This is a genomic window from Oceanospirillum sp., from assembly GCF_982874595.1.
Genome location: NZ_CEYNZH010000026.1, coordinates 26,171 through 43,434, shown reverse-complemented (window position 1 = coordinate 43,434; position 17,264 = coordinate 26,171). Strand labels below are relative to the sequence as shown.

General features: G+C 49.9%; 18 protein-coding genes. 13 read left to right on the top strand and 5 right to left on the bottom strand.

The genetic code is table 11. From position 1 onward, the window contains the following. Positions 1–394: DUF3047 domain-containing protein (locus tag AC4GL5_RS11955; RefSeq protein ID WP_490383014.1), on the bottom strand; the 394-nt coding region annotated here is incomplete at its 3' end. Positions 395–707: 313 nt separating this feature from the next. Here AC4GL5_RS11955 and AC4GL5_RS11950 point away from each other — a divergent pair. Beyond that, a complete protein-coding gene (locus AC4GL5_RS11950; protein WP_490383013.1) occupies positions 708–1,190 on the top strand; it encodes a GAF domain-containing protein in 483 nt (160 codons plus the stop codon). Between the two features lie 58 nt (positions 1,191–1,248). On the opposite strand, the gene AC4GL5_RS11945 is transcribed toward AC4GL5_RS11950, so the two are convergent. Continuing rightward, positions 1,249–2,007 (bottom strand): phosphatase PAP2 family protein, encoded by a 759-nt coding sequence (locus AC4GL5_RS11945; RefSeq protein WP_490383012.1) that lies wholly within the window; start codon positions 2,005–2,007, stop codon positions 1,249–1,251. Positions 2,008–2,266: 259 nt separating this feature from the next. Here AC4GL5_RS11945 and AC4GL5_RS11940 point away from each other — a divergent pair, with 259 nt between their 5' ends. The 6 genes from AC4GL5_RS11940 to AC4GL5_RS11915 all read left to right on the top strand — a co-directional run bounded on the left by AC4GL5_RS11940 (position 2,267) and on the right by AC4GL5_RS11915 (position 7,991). Continuing rightward, a complete protein-coding gene (locus AC4GL5_RS11940; protein ID WP_490383011.1) occupies positions 2,267–3,013 on the top strand; it encodes a MipA/OmpV family protein in 747 nt (248 codons plus the stop codon). A gap of 9 nt (positions 3,014–3,022) precedes the next feature. Further along, positions 3,023–4,804 carry a serine hydrolase domain-containing protein gene (locus tag AC4GL5_RS11935; protein ID WP_490383010.1) on the top strand — a complete coding sequence of 594 codons (1,782 nt, stop codon included), beginning with the start codon at positions 3,023–3,025 and terminating at the stop codon, positions 4,802–4,804. A gap of 18 nt (positions 4,805–4,822) precedes the next feature. After that, positions 4,823–5,479: a hypothetical protein gene (locus tag AC4GL5_RS11930; protein WP_490383009.1), complete on the top strand. Its 657-nt coding sequence runs from the start codon at positions 4,823–4,825 to the stop codon at positions 5,477–5,479. 2 nt (positions 5,480–5,481) lie between these two features. Beyond that, positions 5,482–6,561, top strand: a complete 1,080-nt coding sequence (locus AC4GL5_RS11925; protein WP_490383008.1) for a sensor histidine kinase — start codon at positions 5,482–5,484, stop codon at positions 6,559–6,561. Further along, on the top strand, positions 6,558–7,316 hold the full coding sequence (locus tag AC4GL5_RS11920; RefSeq protein ID WP_490383007.1) for a LytR/AlgR family response regulator transcription factor: 759 nt from the start codon (positions 6,558–6,560) through the stop codon (positions 7,314–7,316). The genes AC4GL5_RS11925 and AC4GL5_RS11920 overlap by 4 nt, the downstream gene beginning before the upstream one ends. Positions 7,317–7,571: 255 nt before the next feature. Next, the gene (locus AC4GL5_RS11915) at positions 7,572–7,991 is read left to right on the top strand and encodes an acyl-CoA thioesterase (protein ID WP_490383006.1); all 420 of its coding nucleotides are present in this window, start codon (positions 7,572–7,574) and stop codon (positions 7,989–7,991) included. A gap of 69 nt (positions 7,992–8,060) precedes the next feature. Here AC4GL5_RS11915 and AC4GL5_RS11910 read toward each other — a convergent pair whose 3' ends face one another. Next, on the bottom strand, positions 8,061–8,960 hold the full coding sequence (locus AC4GL5_RS11910) for a LysR family transcriptional regulator (protein WP_490383005.1): 900 nt from the start codon (positions 8,958–8,960) through the stop codon (positions 8,061–8,063). Positions 8,961–9,107: 147 nt separating this feature from the next. On the opposite strand from AC4GL5_RS11910, the gene AC4GL5_RS11905 reads away from it, so the two are divergent. Together AC4GL5_RS11905 and AC4GL5_RS11900 are read left to right on the top strand one after the other, a co-directional pair. Beyond that, positions 9,108–10,103, top strand: coding sequence for an NADP-dependent oxidoreductase (locus AC4GL5_RS11905; protein ID WP_490383004.1), 996 nt, complete (start codon positions 9,108–9,110; stop codon positions 10,101–10,103). Between the two features lie 358 nt (positions 10,104–10,461). Next, a complete protein-coding gene (locus AC4GL5_RS11900) occupies positions 10,462–11,643 on the top strand; it encodes an amino acid permease (protein ID WP_490383003.1) in 1,182 nt (393 codons plus the stop codon). A gap of 146 nt (positions 11,644–11,789) precedes the next feature. On the opposite strand, the gene rnk is transcribed toward AC4GL5_RS11900, so the two are convergent. Further along, positions 11,790–12,200 carry a nucleoside diphosphate kinase regulator gene (rnk, locus tag AC4GL5_RS11895; protein ID WP_490383002.1) on the bottom strand — a complete coding sequence of 137 codons (411 nt, stop codon included), beginning with the start codon at positions 12,198–12,200 and terminating at the stop codon, positions 11,790–11,792. 327 nt (positions 12,201–12,527) lie between these two features. Between rnk and AC4GL5_RS11890 the strand changes: the two genes are divergently transcribed. After that, entirely contained in the window at positions 12,528–13,253 is a 726-nt protein-coding gene (locus tag AC4GL5_RS11890; RefSeq protein WP_490383001.1) for a thiaminase II/PqqC family protein, read from the top strand. A 66-nt stretch (positions 13,254–13,319) separates the two neighbouring features. On the opposite strand, the gene AC4GL5_RS11885 is transcribed toward AC4GL5_RS11890, so the two are convergent. Further along, positions 13,320–14,204 (bottom strand): DMT family transporter, encoded by an 885-nt coding sequence (locus AC4GL5_RS11885; protein ID WP_490383000.1) that lies wholly within the window; start codon positions 14,202–14,204, stop codon positions 13,320–13,322. Between the two features lie 207 nt (positions 14,205–14,411). Here AC4GL5_RS11885 and AC4GL5_RS11880 point away from each other — a divergent pair, with 207 nt between their 5' ends. From AC4GL5_RS11880 to AC4GL5_RS11870, 3 genes are all read left to right on the top strand, one after another. Continuing rightward, positions 14,412–14,993: a DUF4202 domain-containing protein gene (locus AC4GL5_RS11880; protein WP_490382999.1), complete on the top strand. Its 582-nt coding sequence runs from the start codon at positions 14,412–14,414 to the stop codon at positions 14,991–14,993. Between the two features lie 492 nt (positions 14,994–15,485). Further along, complete coding sequence (nadE, locus tag AC4GL5_RS11875) at positions 15,486–16,316, top strand: NAD(+) synthase (RefSeq protein ID WP_490382998.1); 831 nt, start codon at positions 15,486–15,488, stop codon at positions 16,314–16,316. A 121-nt stretch (positions 16,317–16,437) separates the two neighbouring features. After that, complete coding sequence (locus AC4GL5_RS11870) at positions 16,438–17,238, top strand: substrate-binding periplasmic protein (protein ID WP_490382997.1); 801 nt, start codon at positions 16,438–16,440, stop codon at positions 17,236–17,238. Positions 17,239–17,264 lie beyond the last annotated feature (26 nt).

The following is a 17,264-nucleotide window of genomic DNA, read 5'->3' as shown; positions in this document are numbered from 1 at the left end:
GAACAGAGACCATCATGGCGCTGCTGCCAGCAAAGGGATTTGGCCACTCGTCACCAGCTTGCGATTGTGACGACCACACGTAACTGATCGCTTTGGTACTGAGAAACGTCCAGCCATCATTCACCACGATATAAACCCGGGCAGCAAAATCATCCCCTTTTTTGATGCGCTCATCCTGCAGCTCCGGTAGTCCGGTTACTTTCCAGCGCCAGCTAAGATAAGGTGTTTTATTCAGGTCGATCTCGGTTTCATAAAAGAGGCCGGATGCCGTGCCCCTGCTACTCGCTTTAATGGCTGGCTGCCGGGCATCCCGGATCAGCCGATAATCGGTAAAACCTTCAAACTCCTTGGCTTCCCAACGGATGATCTGATCCGGGGTAAAACGTAATGTCATATCAGCCAAAGCACTTTGCGGCATCAGAAACGCTATTAAACAGCTGATAAAAGCCGCCGATATTCTACGAATCCAGGCGGTAGAACCGAATACTTTGCTTATAAAATAATGACTTATCAGTCGCATAGAAGTGCCTCATTCAACCTGTGATTCGCAGAAACCTACTTGTCGATATACGCAGCAAACACTATTCTGTATTCATTTTTATCTACGACTTTAATCTTAAGACCTTAGATTAACCACCTGAAGAGCCTGATCAGGGGTCACCATACCGGTCATGAGATAAACGACTTAATTAAGGATTCAGTCGCACATGTCAGAACAGATCACTGTAATTGAGGGCAACAAAGCCCAGAAATACCAAAGCCTGCTGCCGCAAATTGAAGCACTGGTCAGCACCGAAGATGACGTGATCGCCAATCTTGCCAACATCAGCGCCGCCCTTAGACAGGCGATGGGATTTTTCTGGGTTGGGTTCTATCGGGCAGAAACGCCGGATATGCTGGTTCTTGGTCCCTTTCAGGGACCGGTAGCCTGCACCCGCATCCCCAAGGGTAAAGGGGTTTGCGGTGCGGTCTTTGAGCAACGAAAAACCCTGATCGTACCGAATGTTGATGAGTTTCCCGGCCATATCGCCTGTGCCAGTGAATCCAAATCAGAAATTGTTCTGCCGATCTTTAAGCGCGGTGAAGTCGCCTGGGTACTGGATATTGATAGCGACCAATTAGGTGACTTCGATGAAACCGATCAGCACTGGCTGGAAAAGCTGACCTCCATGGTCGGTCTGATGCTTTAATATCTGCCCAACAGATAGCCTGTCTTAATCGGCATATCTGATGAGTCACTGGTCTACATCAGTGACTCTGATGCAACAACTGATGATTCTGCTCTTTAGGCAAAATCACTTTTGCCAGCACCCAGGCGGTGAAGTAACAGATATAGCCTGAGAAGATAATATCACTCAGAAAATGCCCACCCTGAATCACTCGTACTTCTCCGACTAATAAGCCAAGAATGACACCGACTAACAACCCCAACTGCCACTCCCAGACCCAGGCCAAAGCGATAAAAGCAAAGCCCATCGCGGCATGGCCACTGGTAAAAGAGCAGTTTGTATCGCATTGATCACTGATTATCCAAGCAGGTGAAAAATGTTGTTGACCACCAAATTCCACCACATTACGGGGCCTTGCTCTATCCCAGTTATTTTTAAAGCCTGCATGAACCAGTAATCCCGGGCCAATCAGTAAAAATAACAGTAAGAAAAGCAACTTGTGCCGCTTGGTACGTAACTTTTTCGGCGCAAGCCCCAACCATGAAATCACAGTAGCAATGATCAGTGTTGGCACCAGATATAACGGCATATCTTTGAAGACGACATAGATAAACCTGACCCAGCTTTCCTGATTAGCGGGAAAGCTTCGAGTTACAGAATCAAAAAAATGACCGCTGACCAACAGATCTAATTCCGGCCAAATGAAAAAGAGTACAACCAGAAAGACAAAGCTAAGCGGTACCCAGCCCACCCCTTTTATCATAACAGGCAGGTCGATTTTAATTATCCGTAATAAGGTCTGCATCAGGTTGGCTATAACGTTGTAACAGGCCGACATAGTAATACTCCGCGAAAGCAATCGGCACAGTTTCGTCCATAAAGCTTAAGACAAACTTAACCCCCTACCTGCCCGATCAGAATTTCCAGACCTTCGAAGAGCCGCAGCAACACAAGCCAACCCATTTATCCCTGATTTCTGCCACTTGTTCGTTTTTTTAACCAATTATCGGTTAAAGAAATTCATGCTCAGATGTCATGACAAAGTGTTCCCCATCGCAGCACCTGCTGCTCTCTGTAACCGTTGATGGGACACGATTATGAATCGCAAAACAATTGCACTCTTTTTCTCCACTGCGCTGTTGGCCGTAGAGACCGGAAATACCTTCGCTGCGGAATTCAACGCTAATGTGGGTATAGGAGCCGCTCACATTCAAAGCCATGTGAAAGGTGAAGATGACAGTAACCAGCTGTTTCCTTATGCCGAGTTGCAATACGGCATGTTGACTCTGAATCCGGACGGGCTGGGCATAACAACCGCCTTAACACCAACCAGTGCACTCAGTTTTGTATTAACTCTGCGTGAGTCGAGCTTTGATGCTACGGACAACAAAGAGCTGGCCGGGTTAACCAAGCGGGACGAAACCGGCGAGCTGATGATCAACTGGGTACAGATGACACCTTGGGCTGACTTCAGTGCCTCTATCAGCGCCGATCTGATGGATAAACACGCGGGTTATGAATTGGGGTTTGGTGTTTCCCGCCAGATCCAGATGCTGGGTGGCATCTTTATTCCTCAGGCAGGTCTCCAGTATCAGTCTGAAAAATTAGTGGACTACTATTACGGTGTCAGCAAGGCCGAGGCCAGCCCCACTATTGAGGCTTACAACGCTAAGGCCAGCATAACCTCAAATCTGTCTCTGACCCATATCTATAAGCTGTCCGGTGGATGGCATACTGCTACAGCAATGGCGTTCAACAGCTTAGGCGAAGGCATCAGTGACAGCAGTATTGTCGAGCGCGACAACTACTGGATGGGCTCTGTTTCTCTTTTCTACCAGTTTTGAGGAAACCCTATGAAAACCCTACTTTTGCTGGGAATGTTGGCCATACTGAGCGGCTGCTCTGTTGCACCAGAAAAACCACAACACCTGAATAAAGGCGATTTTAGTTATCTCAATGCTTATGTGGACTGGGCATTAGCAGAAAAGCGTCGTCAGCATGATATTGCTGCTGTGTCAGTGGTTGTTCTCGATAGCAATAAGATCATCGCTTCTCACCACAGCGGAATGGCTAACCGGGAAGAAGATACCCCCGCTTCAGATAATACGCTCTACCGGATCGGCTCAGTGACTAAACTATTCACCGCAGTCAGCATATTACAATTGGTTGACTCAGGAAAAATTGCTTTGGATGCTCCACTGCAACAATACCTGCCGCAATTGAATCTGCAGTCCGATTTCGATGCGGATTCAGTCACCGTGCGACAGGTACTTAGCCATCATTCCGGGCTGCCATCGGATATATGGAACGGTTTTGCCGACAGTGAGGCATTGGACCAGTTAATTCCATTGCTGAACGAGCAGTACCTCTCATATGCACCTGGGGAAGTATTCAGTTACTCCAATGTTGGCTACGCCTTGCTGGGCCTGGTGATCGAGGAGGTATCCGGGAAAACCTACCCGGACTATCTGAAAGAGAACATTTTCACTCCACTAGGGCTTAAACATGCCATCGTGGGTGTTGACGATAAAAACCTGGCACAGGCTTACCGCAAGCTGGATGCCCACAGCTATCCACAAATTCGCGACACAGCCGCCGGAGACATTGCCATGAGCGCCCGGGATTTAGCGACATTCGCTCAGGTTATGCTGCGGGACGGTGAATATCAGGATCAAAAAGGGCAAGTTCAACGCTTAGTCTCCCCCGGTGCGTTTAATCAGATGGTGACACCTCAGAACAGTCAGTCTCACCTCTACAAAGATATGCCCATGGGACTGGCCTGGTTTCTGTTTTACCCGCGCCCTGCACTGTCCGGAAAAACAGTCCGGTGGCACGGTGGAGCCACCCACTACTTCCACTCTTCTTTGATTACCCTGCCATCAGAGGATTTAGCCGTCGTGGTATTGGCCAACTCTGCCGAAGCCTATGAAAGCGTGACTGAAATAGCAGAACAAACAACCCGGCTGGCTTATGAGGCCAAAACAGGGCAACGATGGCCGACACCAAGCCAACCCGAAGCAGAGAGAATGACCCTGTCGCCACAAAAACAGCAATACTTAAGTGGCCGCTATATTTCTCCGGCACTGGGGGAGATTCAGGTAACGGTGCAAAACGGCCAGCTCATTGCATCGAATAAAGAGGGTGAAGTTGCTTTGATCCCCTATGCAGATGGCACTTTGGGCGTTGAGTACAAGGCACTGGGTATTTTTTCCTTCGACAATAGCTTCTTTGCTCAGTTTCGCCTGATACCTATGGAATATCAGGGACAAATAGTGATCAAGGAGCAAAATGGTGGTGTGGTGGCGCAGAAATATTCACTCTCAACCTTGCCGGAACAGTGGAAAAGGAAGCTGGGCAGCTATACGCACAACAACCCGGATAAGCTGTACAAGTTCAGCGAAATTAAGCTTGAAGAGAGCCACGGGATTCTGCAGCTGACCCTTTTTAATGAGATCAATGGTTATCAGCAAATCCTTTATTTTAACCCGACCTCTAAGGACCGGGCCGTCAACATCGGTCTGACCCGAAGCAGTGGCGACAGTTTACAGGTCATACAAGACAACACTGCATCCATCAACAATAAATCGGCCAGCCTACGCTATTTAGGCATGCAATTTCAGCAGCACCTTGAATAATCCCGTTAAAGGAAACTGATGATGAACTCTTATGTCCGTAACGGTGGTATCAGCGCCATTATCGCCGCACTTACCTTTCTGTTTGGTATGGCCTACTACCTTGTACTCATGACCGATATTCAGTATGGCAATCTCAGTACAAGTGTTGAGGAGCAACTGATCTATCTGAGCCAGCATCAGGCTATGATTTATCTATGGTACTTTGTAATTTATGTTGTTTTTGGCTTCGCTTTACTGGGTCTGCAGACCGGTTTAAACAGCCTTCTGCCTAAATCCCCGTTGTCTCAGGCCACTGCTACCGTGGCGTATATCTGGGTCGGTTTAGTTATCGCTGCCGGAATGATCGCTAATGTCGGTCATGCGATGAGTATTGAGCTACATACAACAGCCCCGGAAACGGCACATCATGCCTGGGTAAGCGTACAAATTCTGGTGAATGGTTTAGGTGGCGGTAATGAGATTGTTGGGGGTGTCTGGCTGATCCTGCTTTTCTTTGCCAGTGCTAAAAACAATTGCTTGCCCGGTTCTGCACGTCTGGGAGCCTTAGCCATCGGCCTTTGCGGCCTTGCCACTGCCATCCCGGCATTAACTGAACTGGGCGCAGCCTTTGGTTTAGGCTGTATACTCTGGTTCCTTTCAACCGGACTTTTTATGCTACTGAATAAGGACGACTAGCGATGGGTAACGCCTTTCTGAGTTTCTGGCGACGACATGAACTCTTGCGGGACAGCGTTCAGACCATCGCTATCTGCTATATCATCGCTCTGGTGATCTGGTTTACCGATGCAGGCGGCTTCTGGCTGACTCTGCAAGTATCGTTAGTCTTTGGCGTATCCTGTCTATGTGCCATTCGGGTCAGTCTTCACTATTTGCGGGATAAAACCTCAATACTGATCGCGACCGTTATTGGCTACTCAATTGGCGTTATCATTGGCACCCTTCACCTGCTGTATCAGATGTATGACTCCTTCGAGCAGGTGCGTAATGCTCCGGCATCGGATCTGATTCTTAAAATCCTCTTCAGCCTGCTGGTCACCTATATTTTTTATAATTCCCACAGGGTGACCCGTAAACAACGGGAGCTGCAGGCTCAAAGGGAGCAATCCCTCAGACAGGAAAAAGAGCTGGCCGAATCCAATTATCAGATCCTGCAGTCCCAAATTGAGCCCCATTTTCTCTTTAATACTTTGGCCAACATCCGGGTATTGATTGATGTTGAACCTCAGCAGGCCAAGAAAGTACTGGATAGCCTGACCAGTTTACTGAGGGTGTCGATGACCAAGGCAGAGCGGCAGGTCATTCCTCTGGAGGAAGAACTGCAGCTGGTCGAGTCCTATCTCGCGATTCAGCAGGTACGTATGGGCTCACGGTTAACCTTCGATATCAGGGTTCAAGGAGATACAAGCCTGGCCTCTTGCCCACCGTTTACCCTTCAGCCGCTGGTTGAAAATGCGGTTATCCATGGTATTGAACCCACACTGGAAGGTGGTGATGTCATCATAACGGTGACGGTTACTCAGGATCGGTGCCAGGTCATCATAAGCGACACCGGGCCTGGGCTGGCGCATAACTACCAGAGCCTGCCCCCGAAAGGACATGGCATTGCCGTGAAAAATATCCACCAACGACTGGCCCTGCTGTATCAGGAGCAAGCTCAACTGGAGCTGGTCAACCAGACAGACAGCAATGGCCAGATCACAGGATGCATCGCAACCCTATCATGGCCAGTTGCCCCACATCCGGAGATAAAGACATGAACGTGATGGTCGTTGATGATGAACCTTTATTGAGATTCCATCTGCAAAAAATGCTACAGGAGTTATGGGAAGATCTGGATCAGGTGATTCCCCTTGGTTCAGGGGTCGAGGCTGTCAACATGATTCATGAAGTGCCGGTTCACACGGTCTTTCTGGATATTAAAATGCCCGGTATCAGTGGCCTTGAAACCGCAAAGCTACTGAGAGAAAGCGGCTATGAGGGACATATCGTATTCGTCACAGCCTATGATGAACATGCCGTAACCGCATTTGAGCATGAAGCTGTCGATTATATTCTGAAGCCTATTGAGGAAGAACGCCTGTATCAGTGTATTAAACGCATCATAAAACGGGATCAACAGGATGTTCGTTATGAACTTAATGCCGATCAGTTGCAACGGCTAATATCCTCTGAAAGCGCTAAAACTGCGCCGCTACGCTGGATCAACGCCACCCGCGGCAATCAAATCCATATTGTTCAGCTGGATGAGATCCAATGCTTTATTGCCGAAGACAAATACACCACCGTTGTCACCAATCAAGGGGAGTATCTGATCCGGAAAACCATCAAGCAGTTAACCCAGGAGCTGGATAGTACCCTCTTTTGGCGGATCCACCGAGCCGTCATCGTTCAGGTCGCCAAAATCGCGATGGCGGAGCGGGATGATCAGGGCCATTATTCGGTAACACTGCAGGATTCTGGCCGGATACTCCCTGTCAGTCGTAATAACGCCCATCTGTTCAGACAGATGTAGTCTCTTCATCACGTCCAGCAGTTATATAGGGTAGCAATGCTTTAATTGCCATCTACAGGGTTAACTCTTGACTCTGTTGCCCCATGAGTTAAGACGAGGTGGAATAGACTGGAAAACGTTGATTTTTCTGAATACCCAACTGTCTTTATTCGGTTTTTCCTATTTTCCTGAGTTACAATCAACCGATTACAAGCAAGATGCGTCTACCCAGAGATATCAGGGTTAGGGCATAGATATTAGGTTGGGGAACCTTCTATGACACAAGAAACTAAAGGTCGCTTAACGACCCGCACCATGGCGATGCCAGCGGACACCAACCCTTCCGGTGATATTTTTGGCGGTTGGGTTCTGGCTCAGATGGATATTGCAGCCGGTATCTGCGCCAGTCAGCGTGCTCAGCAGCGTGTTGTTACCGTTGCGGTAGAGGGAATGAGTTTTATCCGCCCGGTTAAAGTGGGCGATATTCTGGGGGTTTATACCGATGTTGCCGAAGTTGGCAAAACGTCGATGAAAATTCACGTTGAAGCCTGGGTGCGCCGGGGTCAGATCGGCCTGCGGGAGAAAGTCACCGAGGCGATCTTTAAGTTTGTATCACTGGATCAGGACGGAAACCCAACTCCGGTTCCGGAAAAAGACCAGTTACCGGACTACGCCGTGGAAGAGTTTACGCTGTAACGCCTCGCTAAACCGATAAACGACTCCCTCTTCATCTTTCTGAAGAGGGAGTCGTTTTTTATCTTCGAATCAGGCAGACAAACGCGCCACCAGAAAGTCCACCGCGGCTTTAATCTTGGGCACCTGGTAGCGATTCTGAGCATAGAGCAAGTAGATGCCCAGCTTTTCACTTCGGGTTACACCCACCTCCGGTGACAAGTGGATCTCCAGTAATTCACCTCTGTCCAGAGCACCTTGCAGCGCCCAGCGGGGCAGCATCAGCAACCCCTCACCACGAATCCCTTTATCGATCAGCCAGCGCCCGGCATTACTGACAGCGACTTTTCGGGGTGATACATCCTGCCACTCGCCCCCGATCTGACTGATCCAGGGCAGCATGCCCACCGGTGTCCGATAAAACAGCCCGGCATGCTCTTTCAGCTCTTGCGCATCTCCCGGCATCCCTTCCCGTTCAAGGTAGATCGGGGCAGCGGCCAGAATAAAACGATTATCCCGCAGCTTAACCGCCACCACCCGCTCATCCGGCACATAGCCACCGCGAATAGCGATATCAACATCATCACGGCCTAAGGTGGACAGGGCATCACTTAGCTCAATATCCAGCACAATGTCGGGATAGCGGGCATTAAACGCCTCCATAACAGGCAGTAGCAGGGTTTCGCCAAAACCAACCGTTGCACTGATTTTAAGATGCCCCATCGGCTTACTCTGATAACTACCCACCAGCTCATCGGTGGCCTCCAATCGGGAGAGAATATCCCGTACCTGTTGCAGATACAGCCTGCCGATCTCGGTCAGGCGTACCACGCGGGTTGATCTTTTAAGCAGCACAGCTCCCAGATGGTTTTCCAGATCGGCGACACGGCGGGACAGAGATGATGCCGGCACATCAAAATGCTGAGCAGCTCGAGTAAAGCTGCCGGTCTCAGCCACTTTTACGAAGTACCGCATCGCCTTAAGTTGATCCATCCAACCTCTCCCAACCCCTCATTATTGCTTTTTTAACAAATATCATTTCTATTTTAGCGCCTATATCATAAATATTCAGCCGATATAATCACCTCATCGATCAAGCGGCAGCAAGCCTGCCGGACTCAAAACAAAGTGAGATGACACATGACACAGAACACTCAGATCAAACTGATTGCACGCCCTCAGGGCGCACCAACGGCTGAACTTTTTCAGATAGAACACAACGACATGCCACAAGCTGCTGAAGGCCAGATTCTGATCAGACAGAGCCACATGTCTCTGGACCCTGCGATGCTGGGCTGGATGTCGGATGACCGCGAAAGCTATATCCCACCGGTTGAACTGGGCGATGTGATGCGCGCCAGCGGTTATGCTGAAGTGATTGAATCTCAGCACCCGGATTTTGCTGTAGGTGATAAGGTCACCGGGATGTTTGGTTGGCAGGAATATGCTGTCAGCAATGGTCAGGGCGTTAACAAAGTAGACCCTAACCTGCCTGCCGATATGGTGCTCTCCGTTCTGTCACTGCCCGGTCTGACAGCCACCCAGGGACTACTACGTATCGGTCAGCCTAAATCCGGTCAGACACTGGTGGTTACCGGTGCCGCGGGTTCTGTTGGTTCTATCGTCGGTCAGCTGGCCAAAGCGGAGGGCTTGCGGGTTATCGGCGTGGTTGGCAGCGACGATAAAGCCGACTGGATTGTGAACACCCTGGGTTTTGATGGTGCCATTAACTATAAAACCGACAATCTGGCGGAACGGGTGGCAGAACTGACACCTGACGGCGTCGACCTTTTCTTTGAAAACACCGGTGGCCCGATTCAGCAGCATATCTATCAGCGCATGAACGCCCATGGCCAGATCATCGTCTGCGGTATGATCGCTGACTACACGGCAGCAACACCGGCACCCGGCCCAAACTGGATGAATATCATCAAAAAACGTCTGCACATTCAGGGCTTCACCATGCCGGATCACTTTCATGAAGTACCGCAACTGCTGGAGCTTCTGGTGCCTTACGTTCAGCAAGGCAAGATCCGGTACCGCAGTCATACCCTGAAAGGCTTAACCTCAGCGGTAGGTGGTCTGAATCTGCTGTTTACCGGTGGTAATCAGGGCAAACTGATTGTCGAGCTTTAAGGATCACCGCAGGCTTAACATTTAACAAAATGTCACTTCGTAAAATTTTCTTTACGATACAAAATCGGCAGCCATAATGGCTGCCAAGTATCGCTTTAAAACACCCTCTAACCGATCAATCCGGACTGCCAAGCATCCTCCTTCAGGCCTTTAATCATAGGGCTTTGCAGGACTTCCGACCTGAATCCACTTGCTGTGAAAACAGAAAAAACCAGATGATCACCCTACAGAAAACAAGCAGACAGCATAATCAACTGCAATATTGACATACAACAAAGTACTAGCCTGAAAATAACCTTTTCGCTAGTATCGCCACCTCTTCACAACTTCATAATAAAGACAACATTGGGAGAACAACGTGGTATCCACTCGTTTCTTAGGAAGCACACTGCTGGTGGCAGGGACTGCACTGGGTGCGGGCATGCTCGCAATTCCTATGGTTCTGGCTCCACTGGGCTTTGGTCTGGGTCTCGGTCTGCTGTTTTTTGTTTGGGCGTTTACGACTCTTGCCGCCCTGTTACTGCTGGAAGTGAATGTGAATCACCACCCCGGTGAAAACATGCACGCAATGTCCGGTAAATGGCTGGGGCGCTTCGGCCAACTGATCACTAACTCCAGTATGATTTTCCTGCTGGTATTCCTGCTGATGGCTTATATTCTTGGTGCCAGCGAACTGCTGCAGGTGGCCCTGAAATATATGAGGCTGGATGTCAGTCTGGGCTTCAGCCGCACCCTGTTTACCCTGCTTGCGGGTATCACCATTGTTCTGGGTACCGGTGCTGTAGACCGTCTGAATCGCCTGTTCTTTGCGATCATGCTGGTCGCTATGGTGATTGCCCTATACTCCCTTGCCTCTCTGGCTCCGGATACCGCCCATCAGACCAGCCTAACCGCGGCGCAGGCCGGCGATACTCAGGCTCAGATCATGGCGGCGCTGCCGGTTCTGTTTACCTCTTTCGGCTTTATGGTGGTGATTCCACCGCTGGTCAGCTACACCGAAGATGGTGAAGGCAAGCACTTCAGCAACGTGGTTATCTTAGGCAGCCTGATTCCTCTGGTGTGCTACATCGCCTGGTTCTGGGCTTGCATGAATGCGGTTGCACCTGAGCAACTGGCTGGTCTGAACGGTGTAGAACAACTGGTGACGGCACTGGGTGAAAGTGGCGCGGGTCTGGGTTCTGTCCTGAAACTGTTCGCAGCGATGGCTCTGCTGACCTCTTTCCTGGGTGTGGCACTGTCTTTGTTCGGCTTTATCCGTGAGATGTGTGATCAGAAGCCTGTGGTCGACGGCAAAGTACCTGCGATCATTCTGACACTGGTTCCTGCGCTGATTATGGCATCCAGTGCACCGGGTGAGTTCCTGAAAGCACTCAGCTATGCCGGTCTGGCACTTACCGTACTGGCGATCTTTATTCCGGTGGCTATGGTATGGCGCAGTCGTCAGGAGGGTGAAATGGCCTATGTGACGCCGGGGGGCCTGACAGCGCTAGTGAGCACGCTAATGTTCGGTTTCCTGCTGGTGGGAGCTCAGTTCTACTGATCATCAGAAGCGGCTCTTGATGGGCTGTAACAGCAAAAACGAAAAAGGCGGGAGCAGAGACTTAATCTGTTGCATCCCGCCTTTTTATTGGCACTGCTTTATTGCTGTAAGTGCCCAAATCGACTTGCAGAGAGCACCCGGATCAATCAGGCCTGGACACCATCACGTTCCGGCTGATAAATAACCTCTTCTATTTCAACCTGCATCACCCCACCGGCCGGTTTAGGCCAACTGATCTGCTGTCCAACCGACAAACCCAAAAGTGCAGAGCCCATAGGTGCCAGTACCGAAACGGTATTTTCCTGACCGGCATTTTTCGGGTACACCAGCGTCATGGTAAAGCTCTTATCCGAGTTCACATCGTTAAAACGTACTCTGGAATTCATGGTGACAACATCCGCCGGAATCTGAGATGACGGCACGATAGTCGCTCGGTCCAGCTCCTTCTCAAGATTATCTTTTCCCGGAAAATCCTTTTGAGAAACCTTTGCTAACAGCTCATCCAGCTTCTCTGCATCGGATTCAGAGATAATGATGTCAGGCTGCGTGTTTTGCATGTTCATTGTCCTTAACACTGGTTGGGATACGCCCATCACAGTGATTACACCAGTTTCAGTCAATTGTCGTCGTCCCGTACGGTCATTCCGACTAACGGGGAACACTACGAATAAAAAATCGAGCCAATAAAAAACACCTGACGCCGAAAGCATCAGGTGTTGGGTTCGGATCTCATTATACAGCAGGGATTTAATAAAGTTCGCAGGATTGTTGTAACTGCTTTTTACTTGCCAGTCACAGCTTCTGGGTTTTAGTCTGGTTTAATCGATAGAGATCAGCATAAAAACTGCTGGCAAATTCTGAACCAACAGGGAAGATGTAAAGCCATGACTCACCAAACTGCAAACATCCTGGGCAACTCCCCCCGGAGCCGACTGCCGGCAAATACCTTTAAACACAAACCTGTACTACAGCAAGGCACCACCAACGGCGAAACCCTTTACGACCAGATGTGGGCGGCAACCACTCAATATCAGCAGGCAGCCCTTGCATCTGACTTTGTTCAGGGCATTGCTCATTCCAACCTGAACCCCGACCAGTACGGTCAGTTCACCGTACTGGATGCAGCCTACTGCAGCTACTCTGCCGATGACTACAGTATTGTGATCCCCAAAGCCGATGATCCGGAAGTCAGGGCTTTCTGCATCGCCCGGCAAAAAGACTATCTGGACTATAACGCTGAGGTATTTGCCGGCTGGCATATCGGTGATCCGAAAGCAGTAAAGCTGACAGAATTGGCCCAGGCCTATGCTGACTATGAGCACAGCATTGCTGAAACCCTGGACCCACTCTACTTTGTGGTTGCCATGACCCCTTGTATCTCACTCTGGACCTATATCGGTCTGTCACTGGCTCCGGACGCAACCCCGGATAATCTTTATGCATCCTGGATTGAAGCGAATCAGGTGGCCGAAGCTCCGAAGGATATGGCCGATTTTATTAACGCACACGCAGATCAGCTGGACCACCAGAAAGCGATTGAAATCTTCACTCAATGCATGCGGTTTGAGTGCAATATGTTCCGCAGCGCCTGCGGCCAGCCACCCATTTAATAACAGACGGGTGCAACAGTATGCGGCCCGTTAAGCCTGGGCTTAACGGGCATCCTTTTGCAGGTACTAACGCCCGGCTATCACCAGCAGGATACCACCCAGAATCATCAGAGACGCAACCATCAGGGTAAACGTGACAGGCTCTGCCACAAAGATCACCCCGCCTAGTGCTGCAATAACGGGCACCGAAAGCTGCAATACAGCAGCCTGAGTAGCCGTATAATAAGGTAATGTTGCATACCAGATCACATAGCCAAGACCAGACGTGATCGCTCCGGAAGCCAGCGCCAGAATGACGCCCTGCGCCTGCCAGTTGCCCCCTTGCAGAAATAACCAAAGTGTCAGTACAAGCAACCAGGGCCAGGTAAAGAGAAAGTTTCGGGCAGTATCCAGAGCCGGTGTCGCCGAGCCACGCCCAAGCAACGTGTAACAACCCCAGGCGATCCCCGCCGCAGTCATCAGCACAAAACCGGTAAAACTTGGGGTGCTGAAACCCGGTAGCACCAGATACACAAAACCGGCAAACGCCATCAGAACACCAGACCATTCGATCAGATGCAAACGCTGTCCCTGCAGCCAACCAATCAGAATCATGGTCAGCTGAACAGCACCAAACAGAATCAAAGCACCGGTACCGGTTTCCAGATCCAGATAAGCCACCGAAAATGCAATGGCATAAGCAAACAGCATAAAACCTGCTTTATAGCTGCCTCCCGATACGGGCTTTGCCAGGGACGATCGTGATCGGCTAAGTGTCAGCAGAAACATCACCAGCCAGAGCATGCCAATACCGGAAACCAATCTTAACAGGGTGAAACTCACCGGATCGATGGTTGCCACTTCAAGGCCCGTACTAACCACATCCGAAGGTGACAAGGCTAACCGACAAAGAACCGAGTTGGCCGCCAGAGCCATCAGTGAGAGCAACGTCAGAAGAATTGGCCTTATCATTAAATATTCCTTCACCTGTGATTTGAACCTGCCCTTTAAAGTAGCAGTAAAGACCCACGGACAAACCCATCCGGAAGTCCTGTTTTATCATCTTTACCTTGCACGAACGTCTATAAAAATCGGCAGGAATGGTACACTTTAACAAATATGGCGATGACTGCCTCAACGACCTTTCTCACCGTTGAGCCGCAAAATAAGGAACAAGATATGAGTGCCAAGCTTAAAGCCGTGCTGCAACTGATCGATCAGGCTAATAACGAAGATCCGAATCAGGAAGAGTGGCAGGGCCGGATTGTCGCCAAAGAGTGGCTTTACGGTCAACGCATGACCCAGTGTCTGTCTGAGTTTACACCCGATGCCTCTGAACTGCTGCAGATTGCGGCCCGTGGCCAGCATATTCAACGCTGGAGCATTCCCCGCTCCGACTATCCGGAAGGGCGCGTGGGTTACAAACACTGGCGTACTGAGCTGGGCAAGTTTCATGGCGAAAAAACCGCTGAGCTGATGCTGCAGGCCGGTTACAGTGATGAGGATGCAGATCGTGTAAAAGCATTACTGCAGAAAAAACGTCTGAAACAGGATGCCGAAGTACAGGCTCTGGAAGATGTGATCTGTTTAGTCTTTCTGGAACACTACCTGGCACCTTTCGTTGAAAAGCACAGCGAAGCCAAACTGATTACCATTATTCAGAAAACCTGGGGCAAAATGTCCGAGAAAGGTCACGCGGCCGCACTGAAAATCAACTTCGCGCCCGGGCATCTGGCGCTGATACAAAAAGCCCTGGCCTGAAATCAGCTCACACAAATAAAGGGGGCATTTCATTCTATGCCCAAAACAGAAAGGAAAACCTGAAAATGACTGCAACGTTGAAGCGCTCTGTTACTACTGGTTTCAGGTTACTGAATAAACAATTCTCCATAACGGCACTGATTTTGCTGATATGCACCTATAGTCTTTCCATTACGGGCTGCACTTATACATCAGCAACACAGGAGCTGAGCGAGCAGAGCCAAGAAACACTTCGGGAAAACCCAGCAAAACCCAGAGCTGTCATCCCCGAGGAAAAGCCTGTCAGAGTCCCTATGACGACCGAATAAAGGTACAATGACAAATCAGGCCATTCTGAAATAAAGACTGTATAATCAAACAATTAACGTCAAAACCATCTTTTTTTGACGCACTAAAACAGCGCATAAAGACAGCCCTGATTCATTTCAGGGCATATGAAGAGTTACTGAACTGTCTACCGACAAAACTTCTGCTAAAAAAGTGGTGCCAGAAATGGAAGAGATCATCCGTAAAGAGATGCGGGTTTTACCCGAAATTGATCCGGATTTTGAGATTCGCCGTCGTACAGATTTCATTAAAAACAGCCTGCTGAACGCCCATTGCAAGACACTGGTACTGGGTATCAGTGGTGGTGTCGATTCCACCACCTGCGGCCGACTTGCACAACTGGCCGTCAATGAACTGAATGCAGAACACCCTGAGTCGGGCTATCAGTTTATTGCCGTTCGACTGCCCTTTGGCACCCAAAAAGATGAAGACGAAGCTCAGTTAGCTCTGTCCTTTATTCAGCCAAGCCACTCCGTCAGCGTTAATATCAAAAGCGGTGTTGAAGGCATCCATGCCAGCACACTGGAAGCACTGGATGGCACCGGCCTGATTCCTGAAGATCCAGCCAAGCTGGATTTCGTGAAAGGCAATGTCAAAGCCCGTGCACGCATGGTGGCTCAATATGAAATTGCAGGACTAACGGGTGGACTGGTACTGGGAACGGATCACTCTGCAGAGAATATCACCGGTTTCTACACCAAATACGGTGACGGAGCCTGCGATCTGGCCCCACTGTTTGGCCTGAGCAAACGTCAGGTTCGTCAGGTTGCTGCCACTCTCGGAGCTCCAGAGCTACTGGTTAGGAAGGTTCCTACTGCAGATCTGGAAGAACTGGCTCCTCAGAAAGCAGATGAAGACGCTCTGGCACTCAGTTATGAGCAGATCGATGACTTTCTGGAAGGTAAAGCGGTGCCTGCAGAAGTCAGCGAGCGACTGGTCAGTATCTACAAAGCAACGCAGCATAAACGCCAGCCAATTCCAACCATCTACGACTGATCACCCGATAACATCACCAGCGGGATAACCTGCTGGTGATCTTCTTGCTGAACAGACATATCTCACTTATAACTAGAAGAAGAGAACACAATCGCATGTTTGCGAGTAAGGAAGGGCGTTTATGTTAAGAACCTCTGCTTGTATTTTATCCGCGCTCTTCTTCATGATGCCATTGGTGGCCGCGGCCTCTCCTGCGACAGAATCTTCAGCCTCTGCGCAAACCGGCATCGCCTCCCCTATTCTCTTCTGTGGCGATCAGGCGGGCTGGCCACCCTATACCTATGAAATTGGCAAAACCGTGAAAGGTTATGACCTGGATGTTCTGGCCCGTATTTTCGAGCCTACCGGACAAAACTATCAGGTTCATATGCTGCCCTGGCGGCGCTGTCTGGAGATGGTAAAAGACGGCCAGATAGATGTGGCTTTGAGCGCCTCAGGAACAAAAGAGCGGGCTAAAATTTACCGGATGTCAGAGCCCTACTACCTGGTAACCCCCAGCTATATCTATCTGAAATCACGTTTCCCCAATGGGCTAAATGAGCCACCATCCACAGTGGCCCAAAAATATAAAGTGTGCGGTCTCAGAGGCTATAGCTATCACAACTTTGGCCTGGCACCGGAAGATGTCGAAACCACAAGCCGCACCTTCAGCCAACTGTTCAGTAAGACAGCTGCCGGTCGCTGTGATCTGCTTCTGGGGCGCTACGAAGTACTACAGGGATTCGCTCTGACGGGTCAAAAGCTGATGAGCGACGTTTGGCATCACACACCCGTTCCCGGTATCAAACCAGACGATTTCACTATGCTGGTAAGTCGGGACATCAACAACAGCGAAGCACTTTACCAGCTTCTCAATCAGCGCATAAAAGAGATGAAAGATTCCGGACAACTGGATCAGTTACTGCAACCCTACCTGCAGTAACTGATCAGCCCGTTGTTTTTCAATAT